Consider the following 26,037-nt stretch of genomic DNA (forward strand, 5'->3'; position numbering starts at 1 on the left):
GATATAAAACCTTCCTAACATTTTGAAAAGCCTATAAAATAATAGTGGCATAATACCTGCTTTGGTAAGACATTCATAAACGCGTCTGCTTTTTGACGAGGATGATATGGCATACCAGAGCACCCAGTGCGCTACTACTGTTTCTTCGACACCTTCCACAGTCTGGCCCGAAGCGGCTTTGCGCTCTGTGGCGTCAACGCGCGCTGAAGCGCCAGCTCAGGCAGATGTCGCTGAAGTGACCGCGTTGCGTCAGCAGGCAGATCGTTTATCGCATTTATTACAGGTAATGCCAGCCGGGGTAATTGTACTGGACGGGCAGGGAATTGTGCGCCAGGCCAACAGCCAGGCCACTGAACTGTTGGGCGAGCCGCTGGAAGGCGAAATCTGGCGTTCCGTAATTGCCCGTTCATTTAAACCGCGGGCTGATGATGGCCATGAAGTGTCGTTAATTGACGGCCGGCGGGTGAAGCTATCTATCACACCACTGGAAAAAGAGCCCGGTCAGTTAATTGTGCTTACCGATTTGACTGAAACCAGGCAGTTGCAGGCACGACTGAGTCACATGCAACGGCTATCCTCGCTAGGCAAAATGGTGGCCTCACTAGCCCACCAAATTCGCACCCCGCTGTCAGCCGCCATGCTATATGCGGCCAATCTGACCCGCCGGGAACTGGCACCCACCGATACCACTGCGTTTGCCGGCAAGCTGAACGCCCGGCTAAAAGATTTGGAAAGCCAGGTCAACGATATGTTGCTGTTTGCTAAATCCGGTGAAGAGCAGGTAGTCAGTCCCATCAGCCTGACCGACTTGCATATGGCCCTGGCTGACAATGCCACCAGTCTGGCCGACCAGGCGCAGGTGCAACTGCACTGGCAGGGCTTTTCCCAGCCTGCCCAGGTGATTGGTAACCTCACTGCTTTGCAAGGCGCGGTGCTGAATCTTATTCATAATGCCTGTCAGGTCAGCCCGGCGCACAGTGTGATCCATATCTGTGTCCAGGTGAGTGAGCAACAGCTTACCCTGGCCATCACCGATGCCGGACCGGGTGTGCCGGAGGCGCAGCAAAGCCAAATATTTGAACCGTTTTTTACCACCAAGTCTCACGGCACCGGCTTGGGGCTGGCCGTGGTGAAATCAGTGGCCAATGCCCATCAGGGCACCATCAAGGTAAGCAATGTGGCCACCGGCGGTGCATGTTTTAGCCTGACCCTGCCACAGCACAATACGTCCAGTCAGGCAGGAGAAACAGTATGAATCCAACCCGTATATTGATTGTTGAAGATGATGCCGGGCTGCGCGAGGCGCTGCTGGATACTCTGGCCTTATCGCGCTATGAGGTAACGGCTGCTGCCAGTGCGGAAGAAGCATTGGTGATGCTGGGCAAACAGCCCTATGACATGGTGGTCAGTGATATTCAAATGGCTAAAATGAGCGGGCTGGGGTTGCTTAAAGCCATTAAAAGCCGCTTTGCGCAGTTGCCTGTGTTGTTAATGACCGCTTATGCGTCTATTGATGATGCGGTGCAGGCCATGCGTGATGGCGCCACCGATTATCTTTCCAAACCTTTTGCCCCAGAAGTGTTGCTTAACCTCATCGAACGCTATGCTCCGGTGGCCAAAACATCTGGCACCACGCCGGTGGTGGGCGATCCGGCCAGTGTGCAATTACTGGAGCTGGCCCGCAAAGTGGCGCGCTCTGATGCTACTGTAATGGTGTTGGGGCCCAGTGGCTCGGGTAAGGAAGTCTTGTCCAAATATATCCACGATCAATCTACCCGCAGTGCCAGCCCGTTTGTGGCCATCAACTGTGCAGCCATTCCTGAAAATATGCTCGAAGCCACCTTGTTCGGTTATGAAAAAGGTGCCTTTACCGGCGCGGTGCAGGCCAGCCCGGGAAAATTTGAGCAGGCTCAGGGTGGCACCTTGCTGCTGGATGAGATCACCGAGATGGATCTGGCTCTGCAAGCCAAGCTGTTAAGGGTACTCCAAGAGCGCGAAGTCGAGCGGCTCGGCGGACGCAAAACGGTGCAGCTGGATGTGCGCGTGATCGCCACCAGTAACCGCGACCTGCGCCAGGCGGTGGAAGCCGGCACATTCCGCGAAGATTTGTATTACCGGCTCAATGTATTTCCCATCACCTGGGCCCCGCTGGCTCAGCGCCCGGGCGACATTGTACCACTGGCCGAGCATCTGATCCGTCGCCATGCCGCTAGCCAGCAACTCGGTGCTATCAGCCTGACTGCGGCGGCGCGCCATAAACTGGCCCAGCACGACTGGCCGGGCAATGTGCGTGAGCTGGAAAATGTGGTGCAACGGGCACTTATCTTATGTGCCGATCAACAAATCGACGCCAGCGATCTGATGATTGAAATGCACGATACACCGGTGATGACGGCAGCCAGTGCCAGTAACCCGGAGGATGATGCCAGCCGGTTGGGCTCAGAGCTGCGCCAGCAGGAACATCAAATCATTCTGGATACCCTGGAGGCCTGTAACGGCAAGCGCAAAGCAGTGGCCGAAAAGCTGGGGATCAGCCCGCGCACCCTGCGCTATAAGCTGGCTCGTATGCGCGACGATGGCATCGAACTGCCTGCTTAAGTAATCATGACACCCACCCAGCCGGGCCAACAACCCGACTGGGTGGTTTCGCCTGCCTGGCAATTAAACCTCTCAACATGGATTATCTCAGTCCGTCATTTTTTTGTCCTTTCTTGCCTATCTCATTGAAATGCTTGAATTATAAAAGTTGGCCTGACAGTTGCTTTGACCAGTCTATGCGTTGTTGTCAGACAAATTTCTGACAAGCCTACCCGTTTGGAGAGTTGCCATGGATATCAAAGCCAACAGTTTGTACCAGGAAATGCAGAGCATGATCGGGCAAAGCCGTCTTCAGGCTACCGAAATGCCCCAGTTGCAGCCGGCTCAGACCCAGCAACCCGCCGCCAGTGAATTTGCCACCATGCTCAAAGGTGCCATCGAAGGGGTTAATGATATGCAGATGAATTCTAAAGATCTGCAGCGCTCGTTTGAGATGGGCGATAAAAATGTCAGCCTGGCAGATGTGATGGTGGCCAAAGAAAAAGCCGGCATTGCCTTTGAAGCCACCGTACAGGTGCGCAACAAAGTGCTGGAAGCTTACAAACAAGTTATGAACATGCCGGTGTAATGAGGACTGACTCAGATGGCTGATACAGGTACAAACTTAACCGTCACAGACTCAGATAACATGAGCAGTGGCGCCTCTGCCAGTAACAAATCCAGTTTTATGGATTCGCTGGGCAGCGGAGACATGATGCGCCAGATGGCGCTGGTAGTGGTCCTGGTGATCTGTGTAGCCATTGCGGTGTTTATCCTGATTTGGGCGCAGGAGCCGGACTACCGGCCGCTGGCTAAAATGGAAACCGAAGAGCTTATTGAAACCCTCGATTACTTAGATGCCAACCAGATGGAATACAAACTGGAAGGCAATACCGTGTTCGTGCGTAACGATGAGTTTCAGAATATCCGCCTGGGTATGACACGTCAGGGCTTAAACCGCAGCAGCGATGCCGGCACCGATATCATCATGCAGGACATGGGATTTGGTGTGAGCCAGCGGGTCGAGATGGAGCGCCTTAAGCATGCCCGTGAGCAGCAGATTGCCGCGACCATCGAAGACATGTCGAGCATCAAAAAAGCCCGCGTGTTGCTGGCTATGCCGAAAGAAAATGTGTTTGCCCGCCGTGAGAAAAAAGCCAGTGCCACTGTGGTGCTGACCGCCCGTCGCGGTGCCACCATCAACGGTGAAGAAGTGGATGCGGTGGTCGATATTGTCGCCTCTGCTGTGCAAAGCATGGAACCGTCCAATGTAACGGTGACCGATAGCAACGGCCGTCTGCTTAACTCTGGTTCGCAGGACTCTACGAGTGCCCGGGCCCGCAAAGAATATGAGCTGGAGCGCAAGCGTGAACAGGAATATCTGGAAAAAATCGATGCAATCCTGATCCCCGTGCTGGGCATTGGCAACTACACCGCCCAGGTGGATGTGGCCATGGACTTTACCGCCATGGAGCAAACCCAGCGCAGCTACAACCCGGACCTGCCGGCGGTACGCAGTGAAATGGTGTATGAGCAAAACACCGTAGGTGGTGCCAATGGCGGTATCCCCGGCGCGCTGACCAACCAACCGCCAGGCGGCTCGGTGATCCCTGAAGAAGGCACAGGCCAGGGTGCTGGCAGCCCGGTGCCTGGCAGTAACCGCAAAGAACAAACCCGTAATTATGAGCTGGATACCACCATCAGCCACACCAAAAAACAAACCGGGGTGATCAGCCGCTTAAGTGTGTCGGTAGCGGTGGACTATACCCAAACTCAAGCCGAAGACGGCAGCACCGTGGCCGCGCCGCGAAAGCAGGAAGCGCTGTTAAATATTCGTCGTTTGTTGCAGGGCGGGCTGGGCTTTGATGTCACCCGGGGCGATTCATTAGAAGTGGTTAGTGTGCCCTTTACCCGCATGGATACCGGCAGCCTGGAAGAAACCCCGCTGTGGGAGCAGCCTAAGTTCTTGCCCATCCTGAAACTGGTGATGGGTGCCCTGGTCATCATTGTACTGATTGTGTTTGTTATCCGGCCGATGCTGCGCCGCCTCATTCATGGCGACGACACCAAGGATGCCGAGGACTTTGATGCCGACGAAGGACTGGACCTGGGCGATGAAACCATTAGTATGCTTAGCTCAGATTTTGATGAAGGCCAGGTGGGCTTTGCCTCTGACGGTTCATTGATGTTGCCTGATTTGCATAAAGATGAAGATGTATTAAAAGCAGTGCGCGCACTGGTCGCCAATGAGCCTGAGTTGTCTGCTCAGGTGGTCAAAGGCTGGTTGATGCAGGACGAGTAGGAGTCTGACTATGGCTGAAGAATTAGCAGTAAACGAAGAAGAGCCGAGTTACGACGTTGGCAAGCTGGAAGGCGTAGAAAAAGCCGCTATCCTGCTGCTGAGCCTGTCAGAAGAAGATGCGGCGCAGATCCTCAAGCATCTGGAGCCTAAGCAGGTGCAGAAGCTGGGTGCGGAAATGGCCAAAATTGAGGACATGACTCAGGTCAAAATCACCTCGGTGCATAAGCATTTTATCGAAGAGATCCAAAACTACAGCACCATCGGCTTCCAGAGTCAGGACTTTGTGAAGCGGGCACTGACCGCTGCCTTGGGTGAAGACAAAGCTGCTAACCTGATTGATCAGATTTTGCTGGGCAATGGCGCCAAAGGGCTCGATTCGCTCAAGTGGATGGACTCTAAACAGGTGGCGTCAATTATTCGTAACGAGCACCCGCAGATCCAAACCATCGTGCTGTCTTATCTTGAACCGGAACAAAGCGCCGAGATCCTGGCACAGTTCCCGGAGAAAGTGCGCCTGGACTTGCTGATGCGGATTGCTAACCTTGAAGAAGTGCAGCCAGCCGCACTGCAAGAGCTTAACGAGATCATGGAAAAACAATTTGCCGGCCAGGCTGGTACTCAGGCAGCCAAGATGGGCGGCCTGAAATCTGCTGCTGATATCATGAACTATCTGGATACCGCCATCGAAGGTCAGCTCATGGATGCCATCCGTGAGCAGGATGAAGAGATGAGCCAGCAGATCCAGGACCTGATGTTTGTGTTTGATAATCTGGTGGATGTGGACGATAAAGGCATTCAGGCTATCTTGCGCGAAGTGCAGCAGGATGCGCTGCTCAAAGCCATTAAAGGCGCGGATGACGAGCTGAAAAATAAGATCACCAAAAATATGTCCAAACGGGCGGCTGAAATGCTGACCGATGATCTGGAGGCCATGGGGCCGGTGCGGGTATCCGAAGTGGAAACCGCACAAAAAGAAATCCTGTCGGTTGCCCGACGTTTGGCTGACTCTGGCGAAATCATGCTGGGCGGCGGTGGCGGCGAAGAGTTCCTGTAACCTAAGCCGATGTTTAAAGGTACCCTGTGATGTCGCATGATGCTCATGATCCCAACCAGCCCAATCCACAACTGTGGGACTTACCCTATGTGGATGCCGATGAACTAATGCAGGCCCGCGCCGATAAAACCAATGCGCTGAATCGGCGCAGTGACTGGAAATACGAGCCGCCGGAAGAAGAAGAGGAAATCAAGCCGCCGACCCTCGAAGAAATTGAAGCCATCCGTCAGGCTGCTCGCGAAGAAGGGTTTGCCGAAGGGCGCCAGGCCGGGTACGAGGAAGGTCATGCTGAAGGCTTAACCGCCGGACATGCCGAGGGCTTGGAGCAAGGTCAGGCACAGGGGCATCAGCAAGGCCTGGAAGAAGGTCGTGGGCAAATGGAAACTGATAGCCAGACCTGGCAAGAACTGGCCAGGCATTTACATGCGCCTTTAGACCAGGTTAGCCAGGCAGCACGCCAGCAACTGGTGCAGCTGGCGGTAGCGCTGGCCCGGGCGGTGATCCGCACCGAAGTGGCCACCAACGAACAGATCATTACCCAGGCGCTGAGTGAAGGTATGCGTGCCTTACCCATCACCGAGCAGCAGTTTCAAATTCATATGAATCCGCAGGATATTGCGCTTATCACCGACCAGATGGGCGCCGATAAGCTGACCGAAAAAGGCTGGCAGCTGGTAGAGGCGCCAGAGATGCAACGCGGCGGCTGCGACATCATCACCCAAACCAATGCGGTGGATGTGTCGGTGGAACGTCGCTGTCGTGAAGTGCTGGATACCTTTTTAACCCAGCAGGGGCTGTCGGCGTGACCGATTCATACGCTGACTATTTTAAGCAGCTACAGCAGCAGGTGCCGCGCCCGCCGGTGGTGGCCGCCGGCAAACTGGTGCGTGGCATTGGCCTGACCTTGGAAGCCGTGGGCTGCCAGCTGCCGGTCGGTAGCCAGTGCATGGTACAAACCGTGGAAGGCGAAATTGAAGCCGAAGTGGTCGGCTTTGGTGATGATATTACTTATCTGATGCCCACCGAAGCTGTGCGTGGCATTGTACCTGGCTCTCGGGTGATGCCGCTAAACCGCCAAAGCGGTTTGGCAGTGGGCCCGGGTTTATTAGGCCGGGTGGTGGATGGCAATGGCCAGCCCCTGGACGGGCTGGGTGCGCTGGTCACCGACAGCCGTATGCCAACCACGCGGCCAGCCATGAACCCATTATTACGCAAACCTATCAGTCAGCCCATGGATGTGGGCGTGCGTGCTATTAATGCGCTGAATACCGTGGGCATCGGGCAGCGCATGGGCCTGTTTGCCGGCTCCGGGGTGGGTAAAAGTGTGCTCTTAGGCATGATGACCCGAGGCAGTGAAGCCGATGTGGTAGTGGTAGGCCTGGTAGGTGAGCGGGGCCGTGAGGTCAAAGAATTTATTCACGAAATCCTGACCGAAGAAGAGCGCAAGCGCGCGGTGATTATTGCCGCTCCGGCGGATACCTCGCCGTTGATGCGCTTAAAAGCCTGCGAGACCGCTGTCACCATCGCCGAGTATTTTCGCGACCAAGGCAAAAATGTGTTGTTGCTGATTGACTCGCTGACCCGCTATGCCATGGCCCAGCGCGAAATTGCCCTGGCCGTAGGCGAACCGCCCGCCACCAAAGGCTATCCGCCGTCGGTGTTTGCCCGCCTGCCAGCTCTGGTAGAGCGCGCCGGCAACGGCGCTGAGCATCAAGGCTCGATCACCGCATTTTATACTGTGCTTACCGAAGGGGATGATTTGCAGGATCCGGTGGCCGATGCCGCCCGCGCTATCTTAGATGGTCATGTGGTGTTATCCCGTAAACTGGCCGACAGCGGCCATTATCCGGCCATTGATATCGAAGCCTCCATCAGCCGGGTGATGCCTATGGTGGTCAGTGATGAACACCTGCTGCAAGCACGGCGCATCCGCCAGGTCTATTCCACCTATAAACAAAACCAGGATCTTATTGCCATTGGGGCCTATGCGCGGGGCTCTGATCCACGTATTGACTTAGCCATTCGCGCCGAACCGGCCATCAACGCCTTTTTGCAGCAGGAAATGAAGCAGATTGTACCACTGGTCGACTGCCATGAAGCCATGCAGGCCCTGGCCAGCGGACTGGGTAACGGGTAACGCGCATGAGTCAGCTCAATACAGTGATGCGGGTGGAAAAAGACCGCGAAGACAAAGCCGCCCAGGCGTATCGCATCGCCCAGCAAACCCTCACGCAGCAGCGTCAAAAACTCAGCAGTTTGCAGCAGTACCGGCTGGATTATATGCGTCAACTGCAGCAAAACGGCCAGCAGGGCGGGCTCGATGCGCGCAACTATCATCAGCACCTGCAGTTTGTCAGCAAGCTGGATAAAGCATGTGAGCAGCAAAACCAGATTATTTCGCAGGCATCAATGGTGGTAGACCAACGGCGCCAGCAATTGGTCAAACAACAAAAGCGTCGCCAGGCAGTGGATTTTTTACTGGAAAAACAACAGCTCGAAGCCCAGGCCAAAGCCGAGCGCCGCGAGCAGCATCAGTTAGATGAGTTTGCGCTGCAAAAATTTATTCGCGCCAACAATGCCGGCTTTCGCTAAATCCCCCCCCGCCAGAAAAACTTTGGAACGTGAATTGCTACTACCTTGGCAGAAGTGACGAAATGTGCATTTTCACGCACGTTAAACCGCAGTGTAGTGACGGTTTTCCAACGCCGATGAGCCGGTAAACAACGCTCTGGCCACCGTTAACTGTTGAAAAAAGGAAGTCTGGATATGATGCAACATATTGCCCCTAAGCGTCAGGACGTTGCCGCTTTGCCGATCAGTATTGAAAAGGGGCCCGCATCAACCGAGCAAAAAGCCACGTTTGAAGATGCGCTGCAACACGCGCAGCCTGCGGCTGGCAAACAGGTAGAGCCATCAGCGAGAAAAGAGCTTTCAGATAATAAAGCCCCTTTAGGGGAGAAAGAGCCCTCAGCCAATAAAGAGCCTTCAGCGGGTAAAGAGCTTTCAGCTGGCAAAGAACCCTCAGCGGATAAAGATTCTGGCCAGACCGACCACACTGCACCGTCTCATAGCGACCAAGTCAGTCAGAAAAATAGCACCACAAAGCCCGATAAGTCTGGCACGCAAGACGAGGCTGCACTGGCCGGGGCCCTACCCGAATCAGAACAGATTGCCATTGCTTTGCCGGCAACCAATCCCGGCAGCACCGATGAAGCCACTGACTGGCTGGCCTTTGTGGACAGTATTCGTGCGCTGGAAGCCAAAGCGCAGGCTGCCGGTGAAGGCGGCCAGGGGACAGCTTCTGCATCAATGACACTGCCAGCGTCTGCTACCAGCCAGGCAGCAGGGCAGGTCGCCAATGAGCTTATTACCGATGCATTAACCCTGGCCGGTGATGCCGGGCATCAGCCCACTCCAGGATTGCCAGAGCCCACGCTGGGCCAGGCGCTGGCAGCATTGATGCAAACCGAAGGCAGTCACTTGCCGGCGGATGGGACCAGTATGCCGGCCGATATTCAGGCATTGGCCGAACAGATGATTAGCGCGCAGATTAACAGCGCTGGGGCCGAAGCGGCAGGAGCGGGAAAATCCCAGATAAATAGCAATGGCGAAGCAGCCTTGGCCAGCGGACCTCAATTATCCGCAGCTGCCGAGCAGTTGCTCAGCGCCATTGCGGGGCTGACTTCCGGCCAGGACGCCGGCGCTGCCAGCTTGTCTGATAAGCCAGCCGGCGTGGCCGAACAGCTGGCGGCGATGACCCCACAAGCCCAGCAAAAAGTGATTGAGTCGTTTACCCGGCAGTTGCTTGAGCAATTGCCGGCCAGTGCCACGGCCGGCGCGGATAGCCAAAGCAGCAGCGAGCAAATTAGCCAGCATCTGCTAAGTGGCATCAAAGAAATGCAGACCCAACTCGAACAGGGCCACACCCCGGGCTTAAGTATCAAAGCCTTGGTTACAGAAGCCATGCAACAGGCTGATATATCGCTAAATGCCGGGCTGGAGCAACATATCGACCAGCAGGTCAGCCAGCTTTCCAGTATTTTGAGCGCGGCACGTCAGTCCGCCTCGGCGGCAGTGCAGGCGATGCAAGCCAGCCACATGGTCTCCACCGAAGCGGTGATGGTGGAAAACACCCAGCTACGCAGTGAAAGTGCGCCGGCCAGCCGTCAGGCTGAAGGCTTAGACAGCCCGGTGAATATCCTGCAGCCGGATGGCCAGAAGCAACTGGGCGAAAAAATCCGCTGGCTGGTGAACAGCCGCAATATGATGGCCGAAATCCGTCTGGATCCACCGGAGATGGGCAGCATGCAGGTGCGGGTAAATGTGCAGGGTGATGCCGCCGCGGTAACGTTTATCGTGCAGTCGGCCCAGGCTAAAGAAGCGCTGGCCCAGGCTGAACCGCGCCTGCGGGAAATGCTGGCTGAACAGGGTATCGAATTGGGTGGATCGTCGGTGGAGCAACACAGTGGCGGGCAGGCCAGTGAACAAGACAGCAGCCGGGGCAACAGTGGCGGCCACAACCACGGCGATGAGGCCGATCCAAATGAACGCGTGGTGGAGCAACGGCTCACCCGACAGGCACAGGGCGGCATTGATGATTATGCCTAAACATACCTTCGGCCAATTGCGGTTTTGCTGCAAATCCCGATAATAGCTACCCTTTATAGTCATGGACCAGAGAGAACCAACCCGTTATGGCTGACGACGAATTACAAATTGAAGAACCCGGCAAAAAAAGCAAACTGCCGTTGATCATTATTCTGGCGGTAGTCATCATTGCCGCCGGGGCTGGCACCTGGTTTTTTGTTTTTGCGGACGACCCGGCTGCCGCACCGCCGGCAGCAGAAGCGGGCACCGCCAGCGCGGCACCGGCCGCCACTCCGGGCAATGCCAGTGTGGGCAGTGCGTTATATGTGGCGATGCCCCGGCCGTTTACCTTTAATGTGCCAGGCAGCGGGCGCGACCGGCTGGTGGAAATCAAAGTGCAGTTGATGGTGCGTGGCGCCGACAATGAAGAAACCGCCAAAATGCACATCCCGTTGATCGAAGGCACGTTGCTGCAAGTGTTTAGTGCCAGCAGTGCCGATGACCTGGTCACAGAAGCTGGCAAGGTGGCGCTGCGTGAAAAATCTGTCACTAAGGTGCAGGAAGTTTTAAAAGATATCGCGGGTGCTCAGGTGGTGGAACAGGTACTGTTCACCGGCTTTGTAATGCAATAAGCAGGAATTCATAGTGAGCGATTTATTATCCCAGGACGAAATCGATGCTCTGTTACACGGGGTAGACGATGTAGAAGAAGATGAGGTCAGTGATGCGCCTTCGGATTCGTCCGCGCTCGAGTATGACTTTTCTTCCCAGGATCGCATTGTGCGCGGGCGCATGCCGACGCTGGAGATTGTTAACGAGCGCTTTGCCCGGCATTTGCGGGTCAGCCTGTTTAACATGATGCGCCGGTCGGCAGAGGTGTCGATCAACGGCATTCAGATGATCAAGTTTGGTGAGTACATCCATACCCTGTTTGTACCCACCAGTTTGAACATGGTGCGGTTTCGCCCACTTAAAGGCACCGGCCTGATTACCATGGAAGCGCGCCTGGTCTTTATCCTGGTGGATAACTTTTTTGGTGGTGATGGGCGTTATCATGCCAAAATCGAAGGGCGTGAATTTACGCCCACCGAACGACGCATTATCCAGATGCTGCTGAAGATAATCTTTGAAGACTACAAAGAAGCCTGGGCGCCGGTGATGGATGTGTCGTTTGAGTACCTGGACTCTGAAGTGAACCCGGCCATGGCGAATATTGTCAGCCCCACTGAAGTGGTGGTGATCAGTTCGTTTCATATTGAGCTGGATGGCGGCGGCGGTGACTTTCATGTGTCATTACCCTATTCGATGCTGGAGCCGATCCGCGAACTGCTGGATGCCGGTGTCCAAAGCGACAAAGAAGACACCGACCTGCGCTGGAGTAAAGCCCTGCGCGATGAAATTATGGATGTGAGTGTGGAATTATCCACCCACATGCTGGATGTGGAAGTGACCTTAAAACAGGTGATGGAATTTAAAGCTGGCGACATCATCCCGGTGGAAATGCCAGAACATATTACGGTACTGATTGAAGACTTGCCGACCTTCAGGGCGAAGCTGGGGCGCTCCCGCGACAATCTGGCCCTGAAGATCACCGACAAGATCCCACGTCCGACCTCGGTCAAATCCGAGTTGCAATTATTAACCCGCGGTGGCCGCATCATCGATAATGATGCCGAACTGCAAGTTTTGGAAGAAGACCTGTAACCCAGGCGTTGACAGACATGAGGCATGGTTATGAGTGAACAAGACGGCATGGACGACTGGGCTGCTGCAATGGCCGAACAGGCAGATTCAGAAGCTGGCAATGATACCGACAATGGTGTGCAAACTGCAGAACTGGATGAGTTTTCCGAAGATGCGCCCATCAGCAATGAAGAAAAGCGCAAGCTGGATACCATTTTAGACATCCCAGTGACCATTTCCATGGAAGTGGGCCGCAGCCAGATCAGTATCCGTAATCTACTGCAATTAAACCAGGGCTCGGTGGTAGAATTAGACCGGGTAGCCGGTGAACCTCTGGATGTGTTGGTGAATGGCACGTTGATTGCTCATGGTGAGGTAGTAGTAGTTAACGATAAATTTGGTATCCGACTCACCGATGTTATTAGTCAAATCGAGAGAATCAAAAAGCTTAGGTAAAACCGCTTTGTTTTCAGGGGGATGCGCTCTGTATCCCCTGTTGATTTCCAGCCCGGTCAGCGCGCAGTCGACCCAGTCCATCACTAATCCCGCCTCGGTAGCGTCAATTTTTCTATCACTGTTGCTGGTGGTAGCAGTGATTTTTGCGCTGGCTTATGTGATGCGACGGTTTAATGTCACCCAGGCCGGTGGCGGCCAGTTAAAAGTGGTGGCTAGCCTGGCAGCCGGTGCCAAAGAGCGCATCATGGTGATTGAAGTGGGCGACGAACAGCACCTGATTGGCGTGACCAGCCAGAATATCAATCATTTAAGCAAGCTTGAAAAGCCTATCAGCGCCGCGCCGGCTATAAGTGCCAACGGCCAGCAATTTAAAGATAAACTGGTCAAAGCCATGGCCGGCAAAATTAACCCGGCAGTCAAACAGGAGCCCAAAGATGAAAAATAATCGTCTGTGGTTGTGGCTCGCGCTGCTGGTCAGTCTGGTGACATTTCCCAGCTTTGCCCAGCAAGGCATCTCCGCTGTGACCGTTACCACCAACCCGGATGGCAGCCAGGATTATTCGATGACGCTGCAGGCGCTGTTTATCATGACTGCGCTCAGCCTGCTTCCGGCGTTTATCATGATGATGACCTCGTTTACCCGCATCATCGTAGTATTGTCCATCCTGCGTCAGGCTATCGGCTTGCAGCAATCACCGTCTAATCAAATCCTTATCGGCGTCAGCCTGTTTTTGTCGTTATTTATCATGGCGCCGGTGTTTGAGCAGGTAAATGAGCGGGCCCTGCAGCCGTATCTGGATGAGCAGATGACCAGCAAAGAAGCCTACGAGCAGGCCAAAGCGCCGATGCGCGCCTTTATGCTCTCGCAAACCCGGGTCAAAGATTTGGAAACTTTTGTGCGCATCGCTGGCGATGAAGATAAATACGCCGAACCCGCCGAGGTGCCTATGACCATCCTGATCCCGGCGTTTGTCACCAGCGAGCTGAAAACCGCGTTTCAGATTGGCTTTATGCTGTTTATTCCGTTTTTGATTATCGATCTGGTGGTGGCCTCTATCCTGATGGCCATGGGCATGATGATGCTCTCGCCGATGATTGTGTCCTTGCCCTTTAAACTGATGCTGTTCGTACTGGTAGATGGCTGGAACCTGATCTTTGGTACCCTGGCCACCAGTTTCGGAATGGGCGTGTAGGAGGCAACCATGTCACCAGAAGTCTTTGTCGAAATATTACGGGAGTCACTGTTTTTGGTGATCCTGCTGGTCTCCGCAGTCATTGTGCCCAGCCTGATTGTGGGCTTACTGGTGGCAGTGTTTCAGGCGGCCACTTCCATCAACGAACAAACCATGAGCTTTTTACCGCGCTTGATCGTCACACTGCTGGCGCTGGCCTGGGGCGGTAACTGGCTGGTGGGCAAGCTGATGGATTTTACCTTTATGATGGTCAACCGCATTCCTGAGGTGGTTGGCTAGCATGCCCATTGAGCTAAGCACCATCAATCAGGCCATTGCTGATTTGATGCTGCCGTTTATGCGCATCAGTGGCATGTTTGCCGCCATGATTGGCTTGAGCGCCAAATCATTGCCGCCCACAGTGCGCGCACTATTGGCCATGGTACTGGCGCTGATTATTTTACCGGTCCTCGACCCGGTTCCTATCACCAATATGGTCAGCCTTGACACCTTTGTGAAAATTACCCGCGAGCTGATGATTGGCATTGCCATGGGGTTTATTTCCATGATGGTGCTCAACACTTTTGTGCTGGCCGGGCAGATTGTGGCGATGCAAACCGGCTTGGGCTTTGCATCCATTGTGGATCCGGTCAATGGTATCAATGTGCCGGCGGTGGGGCAGTTTTATCTGATCCTGGCCACCTTGCTGTTTTGGGAAATGGACGGCCATTTGTCTATGATCCAGATGATTGTGCTCAGCTTTGATGCCTTCCCGGTGGCCGAGTCCTGGTTTACCGGCGACCAGTTGCGTCAGATTGCCCACTGGGGCGCCTGGATGTTTATCTCGGCGGTGACCTTGTCGTTAGCACCCATTGTGTCGCTGCTGATTGTGAATCTGGCCTTTGGCGTCATGACCAAAGCTGCGCCGCAACTGAATATTTTCAGCATTGGATTTTCCATTGCCCAAATCACCGGCTTGCTGGTCATCTGGATCACGCTGGACAACTTTATTGCCCACTTTGCTACCCAGTGGAGCCGGGCCGAGCAGTTTATGTGCGAATTATTGCGCATCTGCCCAAGTTAAGGAGGCGTTGAATTAATGGCACAACAAGACGCACAGGAAAAAACAGAAGAAGCCACGAGTAAAAAGCTCGAGGATGCCAAGAAAAAAGGCCAGCTCGCCCGTTCCAAAGAGCTTTCCACGGCGCTGGTACTGATTGTCAGTGCGCTGATGTTTTTGTTATTAGGCGGCATGATCGCCCGTGATGTGTTTGCCATGACCAAGCGCATGTTTACCTTATCGCGGGATGAAACCTATGACACCTCCCATATGCTGATGGCCAGTGGCGAAGCCATGGGGTCAGTGAGCGGCTCGGTGCTGATGTACATGGTTATCGCCATGGCGGCCGGGATCTATGGCAGTATTGCGCTGGGTGGCTACAACTTCACCTGGGACACCGCCAAGCCTAAAGGCAACCGGCTAAATCCACTGAACGGCTTCAAGCGCATGTTCGGCGCCAATGCGGTGGTAGAGCTGATAAAAGGCCTGGCCAAGTTTTTTGTGGTGGGCGCCATTGCGGTGGTTTCCTTGCTGTTTTTTAAAGAAGAAGCCTTGCACCTGGACCGGGAAATGTACCCGCTCAATATCTTTCATGCATTGGATATGCTCGAATGGGCCTTTTTGTTTTTGACCCTGGGCATGATCCCCATCGCCGCCATTGATGTACCTTTTCAAATTCATAAGCACAACAAAGAGCTTAAGATGACCAAGCAGGAGGTCAAAGACGAGCGTAAAAATTCCGATGGTGATCCGCTGGTCAAAGGCCGCATCCGCCGCCTGCAATTCCAGGCGGCGGCCAACCGGATGATGCAACAGGTGCCCGAAGCCGATGTCATCATCACAAACCCGACTCACTTTTCGGTGGCCATCAAGTATGAAGAAGACGGCCACCGGGCACCCGTGGTGGTGGCCAAAGGGGCCGACGAACTGGCCATGCATATCCGAAAAATCGGCAGTGCCCATGGCGTGATGCTGATCCCCACGCCTATGCTGACCCGTGCTATTTATTATTCCACCGAGGTGGATGATGAAGTGCCCAACACCCTGTTTATGGCGGTGGCTCAGGTGCTGGCTTATGTCTATCAGCTGCGCGCTTATAAAGCTGGTAAAGCCCAGCGGCCTAAACCGCTGAAAAAAGACCTGCCTATCCCCGAGGAGTTGCGCCGCTAAATCTGGCATTCGCCACATTGTGGCATGGTAGTTGTAACAGCCCCTGTCAGAAAGCCTTCAGCGTCAATTTTCTGATAGTGAGATCAATTCCCCATGCAGTTATCAGGTTACCTGCAACAAATCGACAAGAGTCAGCTGCAAAAAATTGCCAGCGGCCTGGGTGCCCCCATCGTACTGCTGGCCATTATGGGCATGGTTATCCTGCCCATGCCGCCGTTTTTACTGGATATCCTGTTCAGCTTTAACATTGCGTTGTCGCTGGTCATCATCCTGGTGGCGGTATTTACCCAGCGCCCCATCGACTTTGGTATTTTCCCGTTAGTCTTGCTGATCGCCACGGTATTGCGTCTGGCATTGAATGTGGCCTCCACCCGGGTGGTGCTGCTGTACGGCCACGAAGGCGGCGATGCCGCCGGTAAGGTTATCGAAGCCTTTGGTGCCGTGGTCATCGGTGGTAACTATGCGGTGGGGATTGTGGTCTTTGCCATCTTGCTGATCATCAACTTCAAAGTGGTAACCGCCGGTGCCGGCCGGATTTCGGAAGTCAACGCTCGCTTTACCCTCGATGCCATGCCCGGTAAACAGATGGCTATTGATGCTGATTTGAATGCCGGTTACATCGACCAGGACCAGGCCCGTCAGCGCCGTGAAGAAATCACTGCAGAAGCCGATTTTTATGGCTCCATGGACGGTGCGTCAAAATTTGTTAAAGGTGACGCGGTCGCCGGCTTATTCATAATGCTGATCAACATCGTGGGAGGCTTGTTTATTGGCATGCTGCAACACGATCTGACCTTTGGCAGCGCAGTGGAGGTGTACACCATTCTAACCATTGGTGATGGCCTGGTAGCGCAAATTCCATCGTTGTTGCTTTCGGTGGCCACTGCCATCATCGTGACCCGCGAAAACGAAACCCAGGAAATGGGTAAAGAAATTCGCAGCCAGCTAGGCAATCAGCAAGCGTTGTACATTGCTTCGGCGGTATTGTTTGTGATGGGGATTATCCCGGGCATGCCGCATGTTGCGTTTTTGGGCTTTTCGGCCATTGCTGGTGGCTATGCGTACTGGCAAACCCGCCAGGCCAAAAAAGCCGAGCAAGAGCCTGCGCCACTGACGCCGGCCAATGGTGAGACCCTTGAAACGCCAGAGGTGAAAGAACTGGGCTGGGATGATGTACAGCAGGTCGACACCGTGGGCTTAGAAGTTGGCTATCGCCTGATCCCGCTGGTCGATAAGTCCCAGGGCGGTGAGCTGCTGACCCGCATCAAAGGTGTGCGTAAAAAGCTGTCACAAGAGCTGGGCTTTTTAATCCCGCCGGTACATATTCGCGATAACCTCGATTTAGATCCTAACGCCTACACCATCTCCATGTTAGGTGTGACCATTGGCGATGCGCAAATCAGCCATGATGAAGAAATGGCGATAAACCCCGGGCAGGTATTTGGTAGCCTGGATGGTCGCGTCACCAAAGACCCGGCTTTCGGCCTGGATGCTGTGTGGATCAAGCCCAATCAGCGTGAGCATGCTCAGACCTTAGGTTATACCGTGGTAGACGCAGCTACCGTAGTGGCCACCCATTTATCTCAGCTGCTGACCAACAATGCCTATCAGTTATTAGGACACGAAGAAGTGCAGCAACTGTTGGATATGCTGGCCAAAACCAATCCCAAACTGGTGGAAGGGCTGGTGCCGGATATTCTGCCGCTCAGTACCGTGGTCAAAGTATTGCAAACCCTGTTGTTTGAAGGGGTGCCTATCCGCGATATGCGCACCATCGTGCAGACCTTGAGTGAATATGGCACCAAGAGCCAGGACCCGGATGTACTGGTGTCGGCGGTGCGTATTTCCCTGAAGCGTTTAATCACCCAGGAAATCTGCCAGGGCACACCGGAAATCCCCGTCATAACTCTGGCGCCAGAGTTGGAACAGATGTTGCACCAATCCCTTCAGGCAGGAGGGGAAGATGGCGCCGGCATCGAACCTGGCCTGGCTGACCGCTTGCAAAAATCATTGCAACAGGCCAGCCAGCAACAGGAATTGTCCGGTGAACCAGCAGTACTGCTGACATCTGGCATGTTACGCCCGGTACTTTCCCGCTTCTTTAAATATTCTGTGGCTGGCCTGAATGTACTGTCGTACCAGGAAGTACCAGATGACAAACAAATAAAAATTGTCAGCTCAGTGGGTCAATAATCTGACGCGGGGCATGAGTAGAGGTTGCAATGAAAATCAGACGTTTTTTTGGCAAAGACATGCGCGAAGCAATGAATGCAGTAAAAGCCGAGTTAGGTGGCGAAGCTGTGATCATGTCCAACCGCAAGGTAGCCGACGGGATTGAACTGGTGGCAGCCTACGACAAAGAACCCGAAGCCAAGCTAGCCCCGCGTAAAGCCCCGGCGGCCAAATCCACCTCAACATCAGGCGGCACGCCCAGCTTAAGCGAAATCATCGGCGATGATGGCCCGGATACATTGCGCGCGCTGTTGGAAAAGCAGGTAAATAAAAATGTTGAGCGTCAGCAGGCTGAACGTGCCCAAGCTGCAGCCCCTCAGCGTCAGCCAGAGCCTCAGCAGCAACAAGTACCTCAGCGCCCGTCACAACAATCAGCGCAACCATCTGCGTCGCGTCAGGCCCCGCACAATGGCTTTAACTTTTTTGACGATGAAAATGAATTAGATTTAGAGCGTTCGCAGTCAGCCCAGGAAGCGCCCACTCAATTTACCGGCCAGCCGGTTGCACACAGCGGCAACACCAGTGAACTGGATGCCATCAAGGAAGAGCTGGCCTCTTTACGTAATGTGCTGCAGTTTCAGGTGGCCGGCCTGATGAACGACAAGCAGCAGCGCCAGAGCCCGACCCAAAGCTATATGATGCAGTGTCTAGAAGGCATGGGCTTAAGCTACAGCCTGGCTGAACAACTGGTGAATTACACACCAAAAGAATACAACGAACGCGAAGCCTGGATTTATCTGCTTAACCTATTGGCTAATCGCGTCAATGTTTCTGGCAATGATATTCTGCAACAAACCGGCGCGGTAGCGCTGGTGGGGCCAACCGGAACCGGTAAGACCACCACTGTGGCTAAACTGGCTGCACGCTATGCGCAAAAATACGGTGCCGATCAGGTGGCGATGATCACTATCGATACCTACCGGATTGCAGCTTATGAACAACTGGCCACCTATGGCAAGATTATTGGCTGTACGGTACGTAAGGCCCAATCCAGTGAAGAACTGGCCGAATTATTGTTCCAGCTGCGTCACAAGCGCATGGTGTTGATCGATACTGCTGGTTTTAGCCAGCGTGACAGCCGCTTGATCAAGCAACTGGCAAAGTTTGACGGTGGCCAGATGCAACCGGTGAGAAAATACCTGGTGGCGCAGGCAAATACCCAATATCCCGCATTACAGCGTATCATTCACGCCTACGATGCAGTGAAATTGGACGGATGTATTTTTACCAAGCTGGATGAATGTTACAGCTTAGGTGAGGTGCTCAGTGTAGCCATTGAACATGCGCTGCCGGTCAGTTATCTGACCGATGGCCAGCAGGTGCCCGAGGATATTAAAGTGGCAGATGCAAAATCTCTGGTCTCTGCTGCGGCAAAGCTTTATAAAAAGTATGGTTTGACTCATACTAGTGCCAGTAATATCGGAAATTCAGCACAGGCAGTATGATTGAAGATCAAGCGAGTAGCTTACGAAAGATGAATCAGTCACGATTAATTAAAGTCATCGCCGTTACTGGTGGTAAAGGTGGGGTAGGGAAAACCAACATTACCCTGAATACAGCCATTTCCATGGCCAAGCAAGGCAAGCGTGTAATGGTATTGGACGCTGACCTTGGCCTGGCCAATGTGGACGTGATGCTGGGCCTGCGGGTGGAAAAAAATCTCGCCCATGTGTTATCCGGCGAATGTACCTTGGATGAGGTACTGGTGACCGGCCCCCATGGTATCAAGATCGCACCGGCCACTTCCGGTACCCAGTCTATGACCGAACTGACACCCACCGAGCATGCCGGGTTGATCCGCGCGTTCAGTGAGTTGCGCTCGCAAATTGATGTATTGATTGTGGATACCGCCGCCGGGATCTCAGACATGGTATTGAGCTTTTCCAAAGCGTCACAGGATATCATGGTGGTAGTGTGCGACGAGCCAACCTCCTTAACCGATGCCTATGCGTTGATCAAAATTTTGAACCGCGAACACGGGGTGTTCCGCTTTAAGATTGTGGCCAACATGGTGCGGGACATGCGCGAAGGCCAGGAGCTGTTTAATAAACTCTCCAAGGTCACCGGGCGCTTTTTGGATGTGGCGCTGGAGTTAGTGGCAACTGTACCGTTTGACGAAAATATTCGTAAAGCAGTGCGCAAACAAACGGCCATTGTCGATGCCTTTCCCGGCTCGCCAGCAGCCCAGGCCATTACCCGTCTGGCGGCCAATGCCGCACAGTGGCCCATTCCGAATCAACCGGGCGGGCATCTGGAATTTTTTATTGAGCAACTTGTCGCCGGCAAAGCAGTAGGAATGCAGCGTTGAACAACAAAGCGGCCGCTTATCAGCAGCAAACCAATAAAGCCCAGCTTGTGGAGCGGCATGCGCCGCTGGTCAAGCGTATCGCCCATCATCTGATGGCGCGTTTACCCGCCAGTGTGCTGGTGGATGACCTGATTCAGGCGGGCATGATTGGTTTGTTAGAAGCGGCCAAAAATTTTGACGGCTCAAAAGGCGCCAGCTTTGAGACTTTCGCCGGTATCCGTATCCGCGGTGCTATGCTGGATGAAATCCGCAAAGGCGACTGGACGCCGCGCTCGGTACATAAAAATGGCCGCGCCATTACCGAAGCCATCAATGAAGTAGAGCGGGAAACTGGCGGCGATGCCCGTGATGTGGACATTGCAGCCAAGCTGGATGTATCACTGGACACTTACCATCAAATGCTCAATGAAGTAAATGCCGGCAAACTGGTGGGCATTGAAGACTTAGGCGTGTCGGAAGATGTGATCACCACCCCGGCTAATCAGGGGGCTGACACCCCGTTGGAAGATTTGATGCAGGGCGCGTTTCAAAAAGCGCTGGCCCATGCCATCACCACGCTGCCCGAGCGTGAAGCGATTGTGCTTTCGTTGTACTATGACGAAGAACTTAACTTGCGGGAAATCGGTGAAGTACTGGATGTCAGTGAGTCTCGCGTCAGCCAGATACACAGCCAGGCAATGCTAAAATTAAAAGCTAAAATGCAGTCGTGGCGTGCCGATAACTAACCAAACCTAGAACGATTTATAATAATTACTATCCCCGGTGGAGGCCATTTTGGACAAAAATATGAAAATTCTTGTGGTAGATGATTTTTCTACGATGAGACGAATCATAAAGAATTTATTGAAGGATCTGGGCTTTTCCAACATCCAGGAAGCGGATGACGGAAGCACTGCGTTGCCGATGCTGCAACAGGGCGATTTTGATTTTGTGGTGACCGACTGGAATATGCCAGGCATGCAGGGCATCGACCTGCTGCGGGCGATCCGCGCTGATGACAAACTCAAGCAGCTACCGGTGCTGATGGTGACTGCCGAAGCCAAAAAAGAACAAATCGTGGCTGCCGCTCAGGCAGGCGTAAATGGCTATGTGGTAAAACCCTTTACCGCCGCTACCCTCAAAGAAAAATTAGATAAAATCTTCGAACGCTTAGGGTAATCCAGCTGTTCTGACAGACACAGAGGAAAACTGGATGTCGACCAATGTCAATGTGCCTATTTCATTAGAAGAAGCGCGGCAGCTTGTGACTTACCTGGAGCAGGGCGATAACGCTGCTGCTCACGGCCTGCTGGAAGCGATATCTACCAAAGAATCCATCGAGCTGTTTGCCGAAGTGGGCAAGCTAACGCGCCAGCTGCACGATGCCTTGAATAATTTTCAACTGGATGAACGCATTGTTGGCCTGGCCAATGATGATATTCCAGATGCCCAAACCCGCCTGACCTACGTGATTGAGGAAACGGAGAAAGCCGCCAACACCACGATGGATGCGGTGGAAGCCAGTATGCCGATCGCCGAGTCGTTATCCGGGCGAATTGACAGCATCATGCCAGAATGGAAAAAGCTGATGACCCGCCAGATCGAGCTGGGCGAGTTTAAAGCCTTATGCGGCGATATCGATCAGCTGTTAAGCGATGCATCATCCGAATCCGATCGTCTTACCGCGCTACTGACCGAAGTGCTGATGGCCCAGGGCTATCAGGATCTGACCGGGCAGGTGATCCGTCGGGTTATCGAGCTGGTCAAAGAAGTGGAAGACAGCCTGGTGAACATGCTGACCATGTTTGGTGAGCCTGAGGTCAGTGCTGCCGAAGCATCGGCAAAACAACAAAAACAAAACGAAAAAGTCGAAGCAGAAGGGCCGATCATGAATGCCGCAGAACGCGACGACGTTGTAAAAGGTCAGGACGATGTTGATGACCTTTTGTCTAGCTTAGGGTTTTAAGGGAGCGGGCTGATGGCGTTTGATTTAGACGAAGATATTTTACAGGACTTTTTGGTAGAGGCCGGTGAGATCCTGGAGCAGTTGCAAGAGCAGCTGGTGGACCTGGAAAATCACCCCGAAGACAGTGATTTGCTCAACGCAATCTTTCGCGGTTATCACACAGTAAAAGGCGGCGCCGGTTTTTTATCGCTGACCGAACTGGTGGAGATTTGCCACGGTGCCGAAAATGTTTTTGATGTCATGCGCAATGGTCAGCGCACCCTGACCCCTGAGCTGATGGACACCATCTTACAAGCCACCGATGTGGTGGTGGCCATGTTTGAAAAGGTCAAATCCCGTGAGCCGCTGGAACCAGCGGACCCGGCCCTGGTGGAGCTGTTACATCAGCTAAGCACCCCAGAAACCCCGGATGAGGCGATTTTTGACAATGCCAGCCGGGCCGGTGCCCAGCCTGCTACCCCGGGCAATCTGGATGACAACCTGCAGCAGGTGGTAGAGCAGACACCGCAAGCTCCGGAAGTGGCAGCGATGTCGCCATCCGCCGGTGGCAGTATTGATGAAATTACCGAAGACGAATTTGAAAAGCTGCTGGATGAACTACACGGCAGTGGCGCGCCCGGGCGCGCCGCCAACCCGGCTGATGCTGTGGCCGCAACCGAGAATAAACCGGTGTCTGCCACCGCCGCGCCGGCCGGTAGCGGGGATGATATTACCGATGATGAATTTGAAGCACTGTTAGACGAGTTGCATGGTAAAGGCCAGTTTCAGGCTGCAGCCGAGCCAGCCCCGGTAGCCACGTCCAGCGCTGCCCCGGGCGGCAATAATGATGAAATCTCAGATGATGAATTTGAAGCGTTGCTGGACCAGTTACATGGCAAGGGCCAGGGCCCCACAGCCAAAGATGCTGAGCCGGCCGCTACCAGTCAACCTACCAAGGCCGAAGATGCTGTGGATACGGCTACCACCCAGGCGGTGAGCGCCGCCAAGCAACAGCAGGCAACCAGTACTTCGACACCTGCCGCGGCCAGTAGCCCGGCACCGGCCTCAGCCAATGCGCCGGCGGCAAAAAAAGAAGACAAAAAAACGGCAGCTACACCACCGGCCGAAACCACAGTACGGGTCGACACCAAGCGGCTGGATCAGATCATGAACATGGTGGGTGAGCTGGTGCTGGTGAGAAACCGCTTACTGAGCCTGGGCATCAATACCAATGATGAATCCATGACCAAAGCCATTGCCAATCTGGATGTGGTGACCGGTGACCTTCAAGGCGCGGTGATGAAAACCCGCATGCAGCCAATCAAAAAAGTGTTTGGCCGCTTCCCGCGGGTTGTGCGTGATTTGGCTCGCAGCCTGAAAAAAGAAATTACCCTGGAACTGGAAGGCGAAGAAACCGATCTGGATAAAAACCTGGTAGAAGCCCTGGCCGATCCCCTGGTGCATCTGGTACGCAACTCGGTAGACCATGGTATCGAGATGCCGGATGACCGTCAGGCATCGGGTAAACCACGCATGGGAACCGTGCGTTTGTCGGCATCACAGGAAGGCGATCATATTTTGCTGAGCATCGAAGATGATGGTAAAGGCATGGATCCCGCCAAATTGAAAGATATTGCGATTAACCGTGGAGTATTAGATGCTGATGCTGCTGCACGCATGTCAGATGAAGATGCCTTTAATCTGATCTTTGCACCTGGGTTTTCAACCAAAACCGAAATCAGTGATATTTCTGGTCGTGGTGTGGGCATGGATGTGGTGAAAACAAAAATCACCCAGCTCAACGGTACCATTAATATCGACTCACAACTGGGAAAAGGCACCCGTTTAGACATTAAGGTGCCGTTAACCCTAGCGATTTTGCCTACCTTAATGATTATTGTCGGCAAGCAAACCTTTGCGCTGCCGCTTGGCGCGGTCAGCGAAATCATCAATATGGATGTCAGCAAGACCAATACTGTCGATGGCCAACTGACCATGATTGTGCGCAAAAAAGCCATCCCGCTGTTTTTCTTAGGCGACTGGCTGATCCGTGGCGGTAAAGCGGTGGACCGCGAAAAAGGCCATGTGGTGGTGGTGCAAATCGGCACCCAGCAAGTCGGCTTTGTGGTAGATGCGCTGATTGGCCAGGAAGAAGTGGTGATCAAGCCGTTGGATGCGCTGTTGCAAGGCACCCCGGGAATGGCGGGTGCGACCATCACCTCAGATGGCGGCATTGCGCTGATCCTGGATATTCCCGGTCTGCTTAAGCGCTATGCGAAGCGCAGCTAAGCATGCGTCAGCACAAGCAGGCAGCGTCACCAGGCAAGCATAATAGTAACAAGGGTGCAGTAAAACATGGCGTTTAAAGTGTTGATTGTGGATGACTCCAGTTTTTACCGCCGCCGGGTTCGCGATATTTTAAATGCTGATCGCGATCTGGAAGTGGTAGGAGAAGCCGCCAACGGCCAGGAAGCCATCGACATGATCAGCCGGTTCAATCCGGATGTGGTGACCATGGATGTGGAAATGCCAGTGATGGATGGGATCAGCGCGGTCAAAGCTATCATGCAACGCCGCCCGCTGCCCATCATGATGTTTTCCTCGTTAACCCATCAGGGGGCGCAAGCCACACTGGACGCGCTGGAAGCCGGTGCGCTGGACTTTTTACCCAAAAAGTTTGAAGACATTGCCGGCGAGCGTCAGGAAGCTGCCGCCATATTGCGCACCAAGGTGCGCTTGCTGGCGCGCCGTGGTGGTGGGATCCGGCGTGCAGCCATGCCTGCCGCGCGTGGGGATGCCATCAGCATGCCCCGCAATGCACCCAAATCGGCGTTTATTCGTTCTTCATCAGTATTAAGCGGCCAGGCCAATGCCCCGGCGGCGCCTGCTCCGGCGCCCGTTACCTCGGTAACCCGTTCAGGCAAATCCTACCGCTGTCTGGCGGTCGGCGCCTCCACCGGTGGCCCGGTGGCGTTGCAAAAATTATTGATGCCGCTGCCGGCTGATTTTGCCCACCCAATCATCTTGGTGCAGCATATGCCCGGCACCTTTACCCAGGCATTTGCCCAGCGTCTTAATAGCCAGTGCAAAATTCAGGTACAGGAGGCCAGCGATGGCGATGTACTTAAAGCCGGCCATGCGTATCTGGCACCCGGTGGCAAACAATTGCGGGTAGTGTCGCGTCAGGGCCAGGCCGTGGTGCAGATTAGCGAAAGCAACGAGGATAATTTTACTTACAAGCCCAGCGTGGATGTGACCTTTGCCAGCCTGCCTCAGTGCTATGGCGGCGATGTGCTGGGCCTGATTTTAACCGGCATGGGCGCCGATGGCCGCGATGGCTGTCAGACGTTGCGCGAACGCGGGGCTACCATCTGGGCTCAGGACCAGGCTTCGTGTGTGGTATATGGCATGCCGCAGGCCGTGGCCAAAGCCAACCTTGCCCACAAAAGCATTGGCATCGACCATATGTCGGCGTGTGTGCAAACCGAAATGGCCACAGGATAAGGATCCGG

Annotated in this window: 25 protein-coding genes; all 25 read left to right on the forward strand. The window is 54.1% G+C overall.

Annotated elements, in window-relative coordinates:
* Positions 1 to 106 precede the first annotated feature (106 nt).
* The 25 genes from ACTUJZ_RS07630 (at position 107) to ACTUJZ_RS07750 (ending at position 26,029) form a co-directional block, all read left to right on the forward strand.
* Entirely contained in the window at positions 107 to 1,255 is a 1,149-nt protein-coding gene (locus tag ACTUJZ_RS07630) for a sensor histidine kinase (protein WP_463635700.1), read from the forward strand.
* Positions 1,252 to 2,598: a sigma-54-dependent transcriptional regulator gene (locus ACTUJZ_RS07635; RefSeq protein ID WP_463635701.1), complete on the forward strand. Its 1,347-nt coding sequence runs from the start codon at positions 1,252 to 1,254 to the stop codon at positions 2,596 to 2,598. Before ACTUJZ_RS07630 ends, ACTUJZ_RS07635 begins: the two co-directional genes overlap by 4 nt.
* Positions 2,599 to 2,827: 229 nt before the next feature.
* Complete coding sequence (fliE, locus tag ACTUJZ_RS07640; RefSeq protein ID WP_463635702.1) at positions 2,828 to 3,166, forward strand: flagellar hook-basal body complex protein FliE; 339 nt, start codon at positions 2,828 to 2,830, stop codon at positions 3,164 to 3,166.
* A 15-nt stretch (positions 3,167 to 3,181) separates the two neighbouring features.
* The gene (fliF, locus tag ACTUJZ_RS07645) at positions 3,182 to 4,879 is read left to right on the forward strand and encodes a flagellar basal-body MS-ring/collar protein FliF (protein ID WP_463635703.1); all 1,698 of its coding nucleotides are present in this window, start codon (positions 3,182 to 3,184) and stop codon (positions 4,877 to 4,879) included.
* 10 nt (positions 4,880 to 4,889) lie between these two features.
* Positions 4,890 to 5,933: a flagellar motor switch protein FliG gene (gene fliG, locus ACTUJZ_RS07650; RefSeq protein WP_463635704.1), complete on the forward strand. Its 1,044-nt coding sequence runs from the start codon at positions 4,890 to 4,892 to the stop codon at positions 5,931 to 5,933.
* 29 nt (positions 5,934 to 5,962) lie between these two features.
* Positions 5,963 to 6,739 carry a flagellar assembly protein FliH gene (fliH, locus tag ACTUJZ_RS07655; protein ID WP_463635705.1) on the forward strand — a complete coding sequence of 259 codons (777 nt, stop codon included), beginning with the start codon at positions 5,963 to 5,965 and terminating at the stop codon, positions 6,737 to 6,739.
* Positions 6,736 to 8,070: a flagellar protein export ATPase FliI gene (fliI, locus tag ACTUJZ_RS07660; protein ID WP_463635706.1), complete on the forward strand. Its 1,335-nt coding sequence runs from the start codon at positions 6,736 to 6,738 to the stop codon at positions 8,068 to 8,070. Before fliH ends, fliI begins: the two co-directional genes overlap by 4 nt.
* Before the next feature lie 5 nt (positions 8,071 to 8,075).
* The gene (fliJ, locus tag ACTUJZ_RS07665; RefSeq protein WP_463635707.1) at positions 8,076 to 8,525 is read left to right on the forward strand and encodes a flagellar export protein FliJ; all 450 of its coding nucleotides are present in this window, start codon (positions 8,076 to 8,078) and stop codon (positions 8,523 to 8,525) included.
* Positions 8,526 to 8,699: 174 nt separating this feature from the next.
* On the forward strand, positions 8,700 to 10,541 hold the full coding sequence (locus tag ACTUJZ_RS07670) for a flagellar hook-length control protein FliK (protein WP_463635708.1): 1,842 nt from the start codon (positions 8,700 to 8,702) through the stop codon (positions 10,539 to 10,541).
* An 86-nt stretch (positions 10,542 to 10,627) separates the two neighbouring features.
* Positions 10,628 to 11,152: a flagellar basal body-associated protein FliL gene (gene fliL / locus ACTUJZ_RS07675; RefSeq protein ID WP_463635709.1), complete on the forward strand. Its 525-nt coding sequence runs from the start codon at positions 10,628 to 10,630 to the stop codon at positions 11,150 to 11,152.
* A gap of 13 nt (positions 11,153 to 11,165) precedes the next feature.
* Positions 11,166 to 12,224, forward strand: coding sequence for a flagellar motor switch protein FliM (gene fliM, locus ACTUJZ_RS07680; RefSeq protein WP_463635710.1), 1,059 nt, complete (start codon positions 11,166 to 11,168; stop codon positions 12,222 to 12,224).
* Positions 12,225 to 12,254: 30 nt separating this feature from the next.
* Positions 12,255 to 12,659, forward strand: a complete 405-nt coding sequence (gene fliN, locus ACTUJZ_RS07685; protein ID WP_463635711.1) for a flagellar motor switch protein FliN — start codon at positions 12,255 to 12,257, stop codon at positions 12,657 to 12,659.
* Positions 12,660 to 12,687: 28 nt separating this feature from the next.
* Positions 12,688 to 13,104, forward strand: a complete 417-nt coding sequence (fliO, locus tag ACTUJZ_RS07690; RefSeq protein WP_463635939.1) for a flagellar biosynthetic protein FliO — start codon at positions 12,688 to 12,690, stop codon at positions 13,102 to 13,104.
* On the forward strand, positions 13,094 to 13,852 hold the full coding sequence (fliP, locus tag ACTUJZ_RS07695) for a flagellar type III secretion system pore protein FliP (protein WP_463635712.1): 759 nt from the start codon (positions 13,094 to 13,096) through the stop codon (positions 13,850 to 13,852). The genes fliO and fliP overlap by 11 nt, the downstream gene beginning before the upstream one ends.
* Before the next feature lie 9 nt (positions 13,853 to 13,861).
* On the forward strand, positions 13,862 to 14,131 hold the full coding sequence (gene fliQ / locus ACTUJZ_RS07700) for a flagellar biosynthesis protein FliQ (protein WP_463635713.1): 270 nt from the start codon (positions 13,862 to 13,864) through the stop codon (positions 14,129 to 14,131).
* Position 14,132: 1 nt separating this feature from the next.
* Positions 14,133 to 14,915: a flagellar biosynthetic protein FliR gene (gene fliR, locus ACTUJZ_RS07705; RefSeq protein ID WP_463635714.1), complete on the forward strand. Its 783-nt coding sequence runs from the start codon at positions 14,133 to 14,135 to the stop codon at positions 14,913 to 14,915.
* Between the two features lie 15 nt (positions 14,916 to 14,930).
* Complete coding sequence (gene flhB, locus ACTUJZ_RS07710) at positions 14,931 to 16,061, forward strand: flagellar biosynthesis protein FlhB (RefSeq protein WP_463635715.1); 1,131 nt, start codon at positions 14,931 to 14,933, stop codon at positions 16,059 to 16,061.
* Between the two features lie 93 nt (positions 16,062 to 16,154).
* Positions 16,155 to 18,254 carry a flagellar biosynthesis protein FlhA gene (flhA, locus tag ACTUJZ_RS07715; RefSeq protein ID WP_463635716.1) on the forward strand — a complete coding sequence of 700 codons (2,100 nt, stop codon included), beginning with the start codon at positions 16,155 to 16,157 and terminating at the stop codon, positions 18,252 to 18,254.
* A gap of 29 nt (positions 18,255 to 18,283) precedes the next feature.
* The gene (flhF, locus tag ACTUJZ_RS07720) at positions 18,284 to 19,738 is read left to right on the forward strand and encodes a flagellar biosynthesis protein FlhF (protein WP_463635717.1); all 1,455 of its coding nucleotides are present in this window, start codon (positions 18,284 to 18,286) and stop codon (positions 19,736 to 19,738) included.
* Positions 19,735 to 20,601 (forward strand): MinD/ParA family ATP-binding protein, encoded by an 867-nt coding sequence (locus ACTUJZ_RS07725; protein ID WP_463635718.1) that lies wholly within the window; start codon positions 19,735 to 19,737, stop codon positions 20,599 to 20,601. Before flhF ends, ACTUJZ_RS07725 begins: the two co-directional genes overlap by 4 nt.
* Positions 20,598 to 21,326, forward strand: a complete 729-nt coding sequence (locus tag ACTUJZ_RS07730) for an RNA polymerase sigma factor FliA (RefSeq protein ID WP_463635719.1) — start codon at positions 20,598 to 20,600, stop codon at positions 21,324 to 21,326. The genes ACTUJZ_RS07725 and ACTUJZ_RS07730 overlap by 4 nt, the downstream gene beginning before the upstream one ends.
* Positions 21,327 to 21,375: 49 nt before the next feature.
* On the forward strand, positions 21,376 to 21,759 hold the full coding sequence (cheY, locus tag ACTUJZ_RS07735; protein ID WP_463635720.1) for a chemotaxis response regulator CheY: 384 nt from the start codon (positions 21,376 to 21,378) through the stop codon (positions 21,757 to 21,759).
* 34 nt (positions 21,760 to 21,793) lie between these two features.
* Positions 21,794 to 22,546: a protein phosphatase CheZ gene (locus tag ACTUJZ_RS07740; protein WP_463635721.1), complete on the forward strand. Its 753-nt coding sequence runs from the start codon at positions 21,794 to 21,796 to the stop codon at positions 22,544 to 22,546.
* A 12-nt stretch (positions 22,547 to 22,558) separates the two neighbouring features.
* A complete protein-coding gene (locus ACTUJZ_RS07745; RefSeq protein ID WP_463635722.1) occupies positions 22,559 to 24,814 on the forward strand; it encodes a chemotaxis protein CheA in 2,256 nt (751 codons plus the stop codon).
* Positions 24,815 to 24,880: 66 nt separating this feature from the next.
* Positions 24,881 to 26,029 (forward strand): protein-glutamate methylesterase/protein-glutamine glutaminase, encoded by a 1,149-nt coding sequence (locus tag ACTUJZ_RS07750; RefSeq protein ID WP_463635723.1) that lies wholly within the window; start codon positions 24,881 to 24,883, stop codon positions 26,027 to 26,029.
* The last annotated feature ends 8 nt before the right edge of the window (positions 26,030 to 26,037 follow it).

This window comes from Alteromonas sp. WD8-37, from assembly GCF_055326825.1.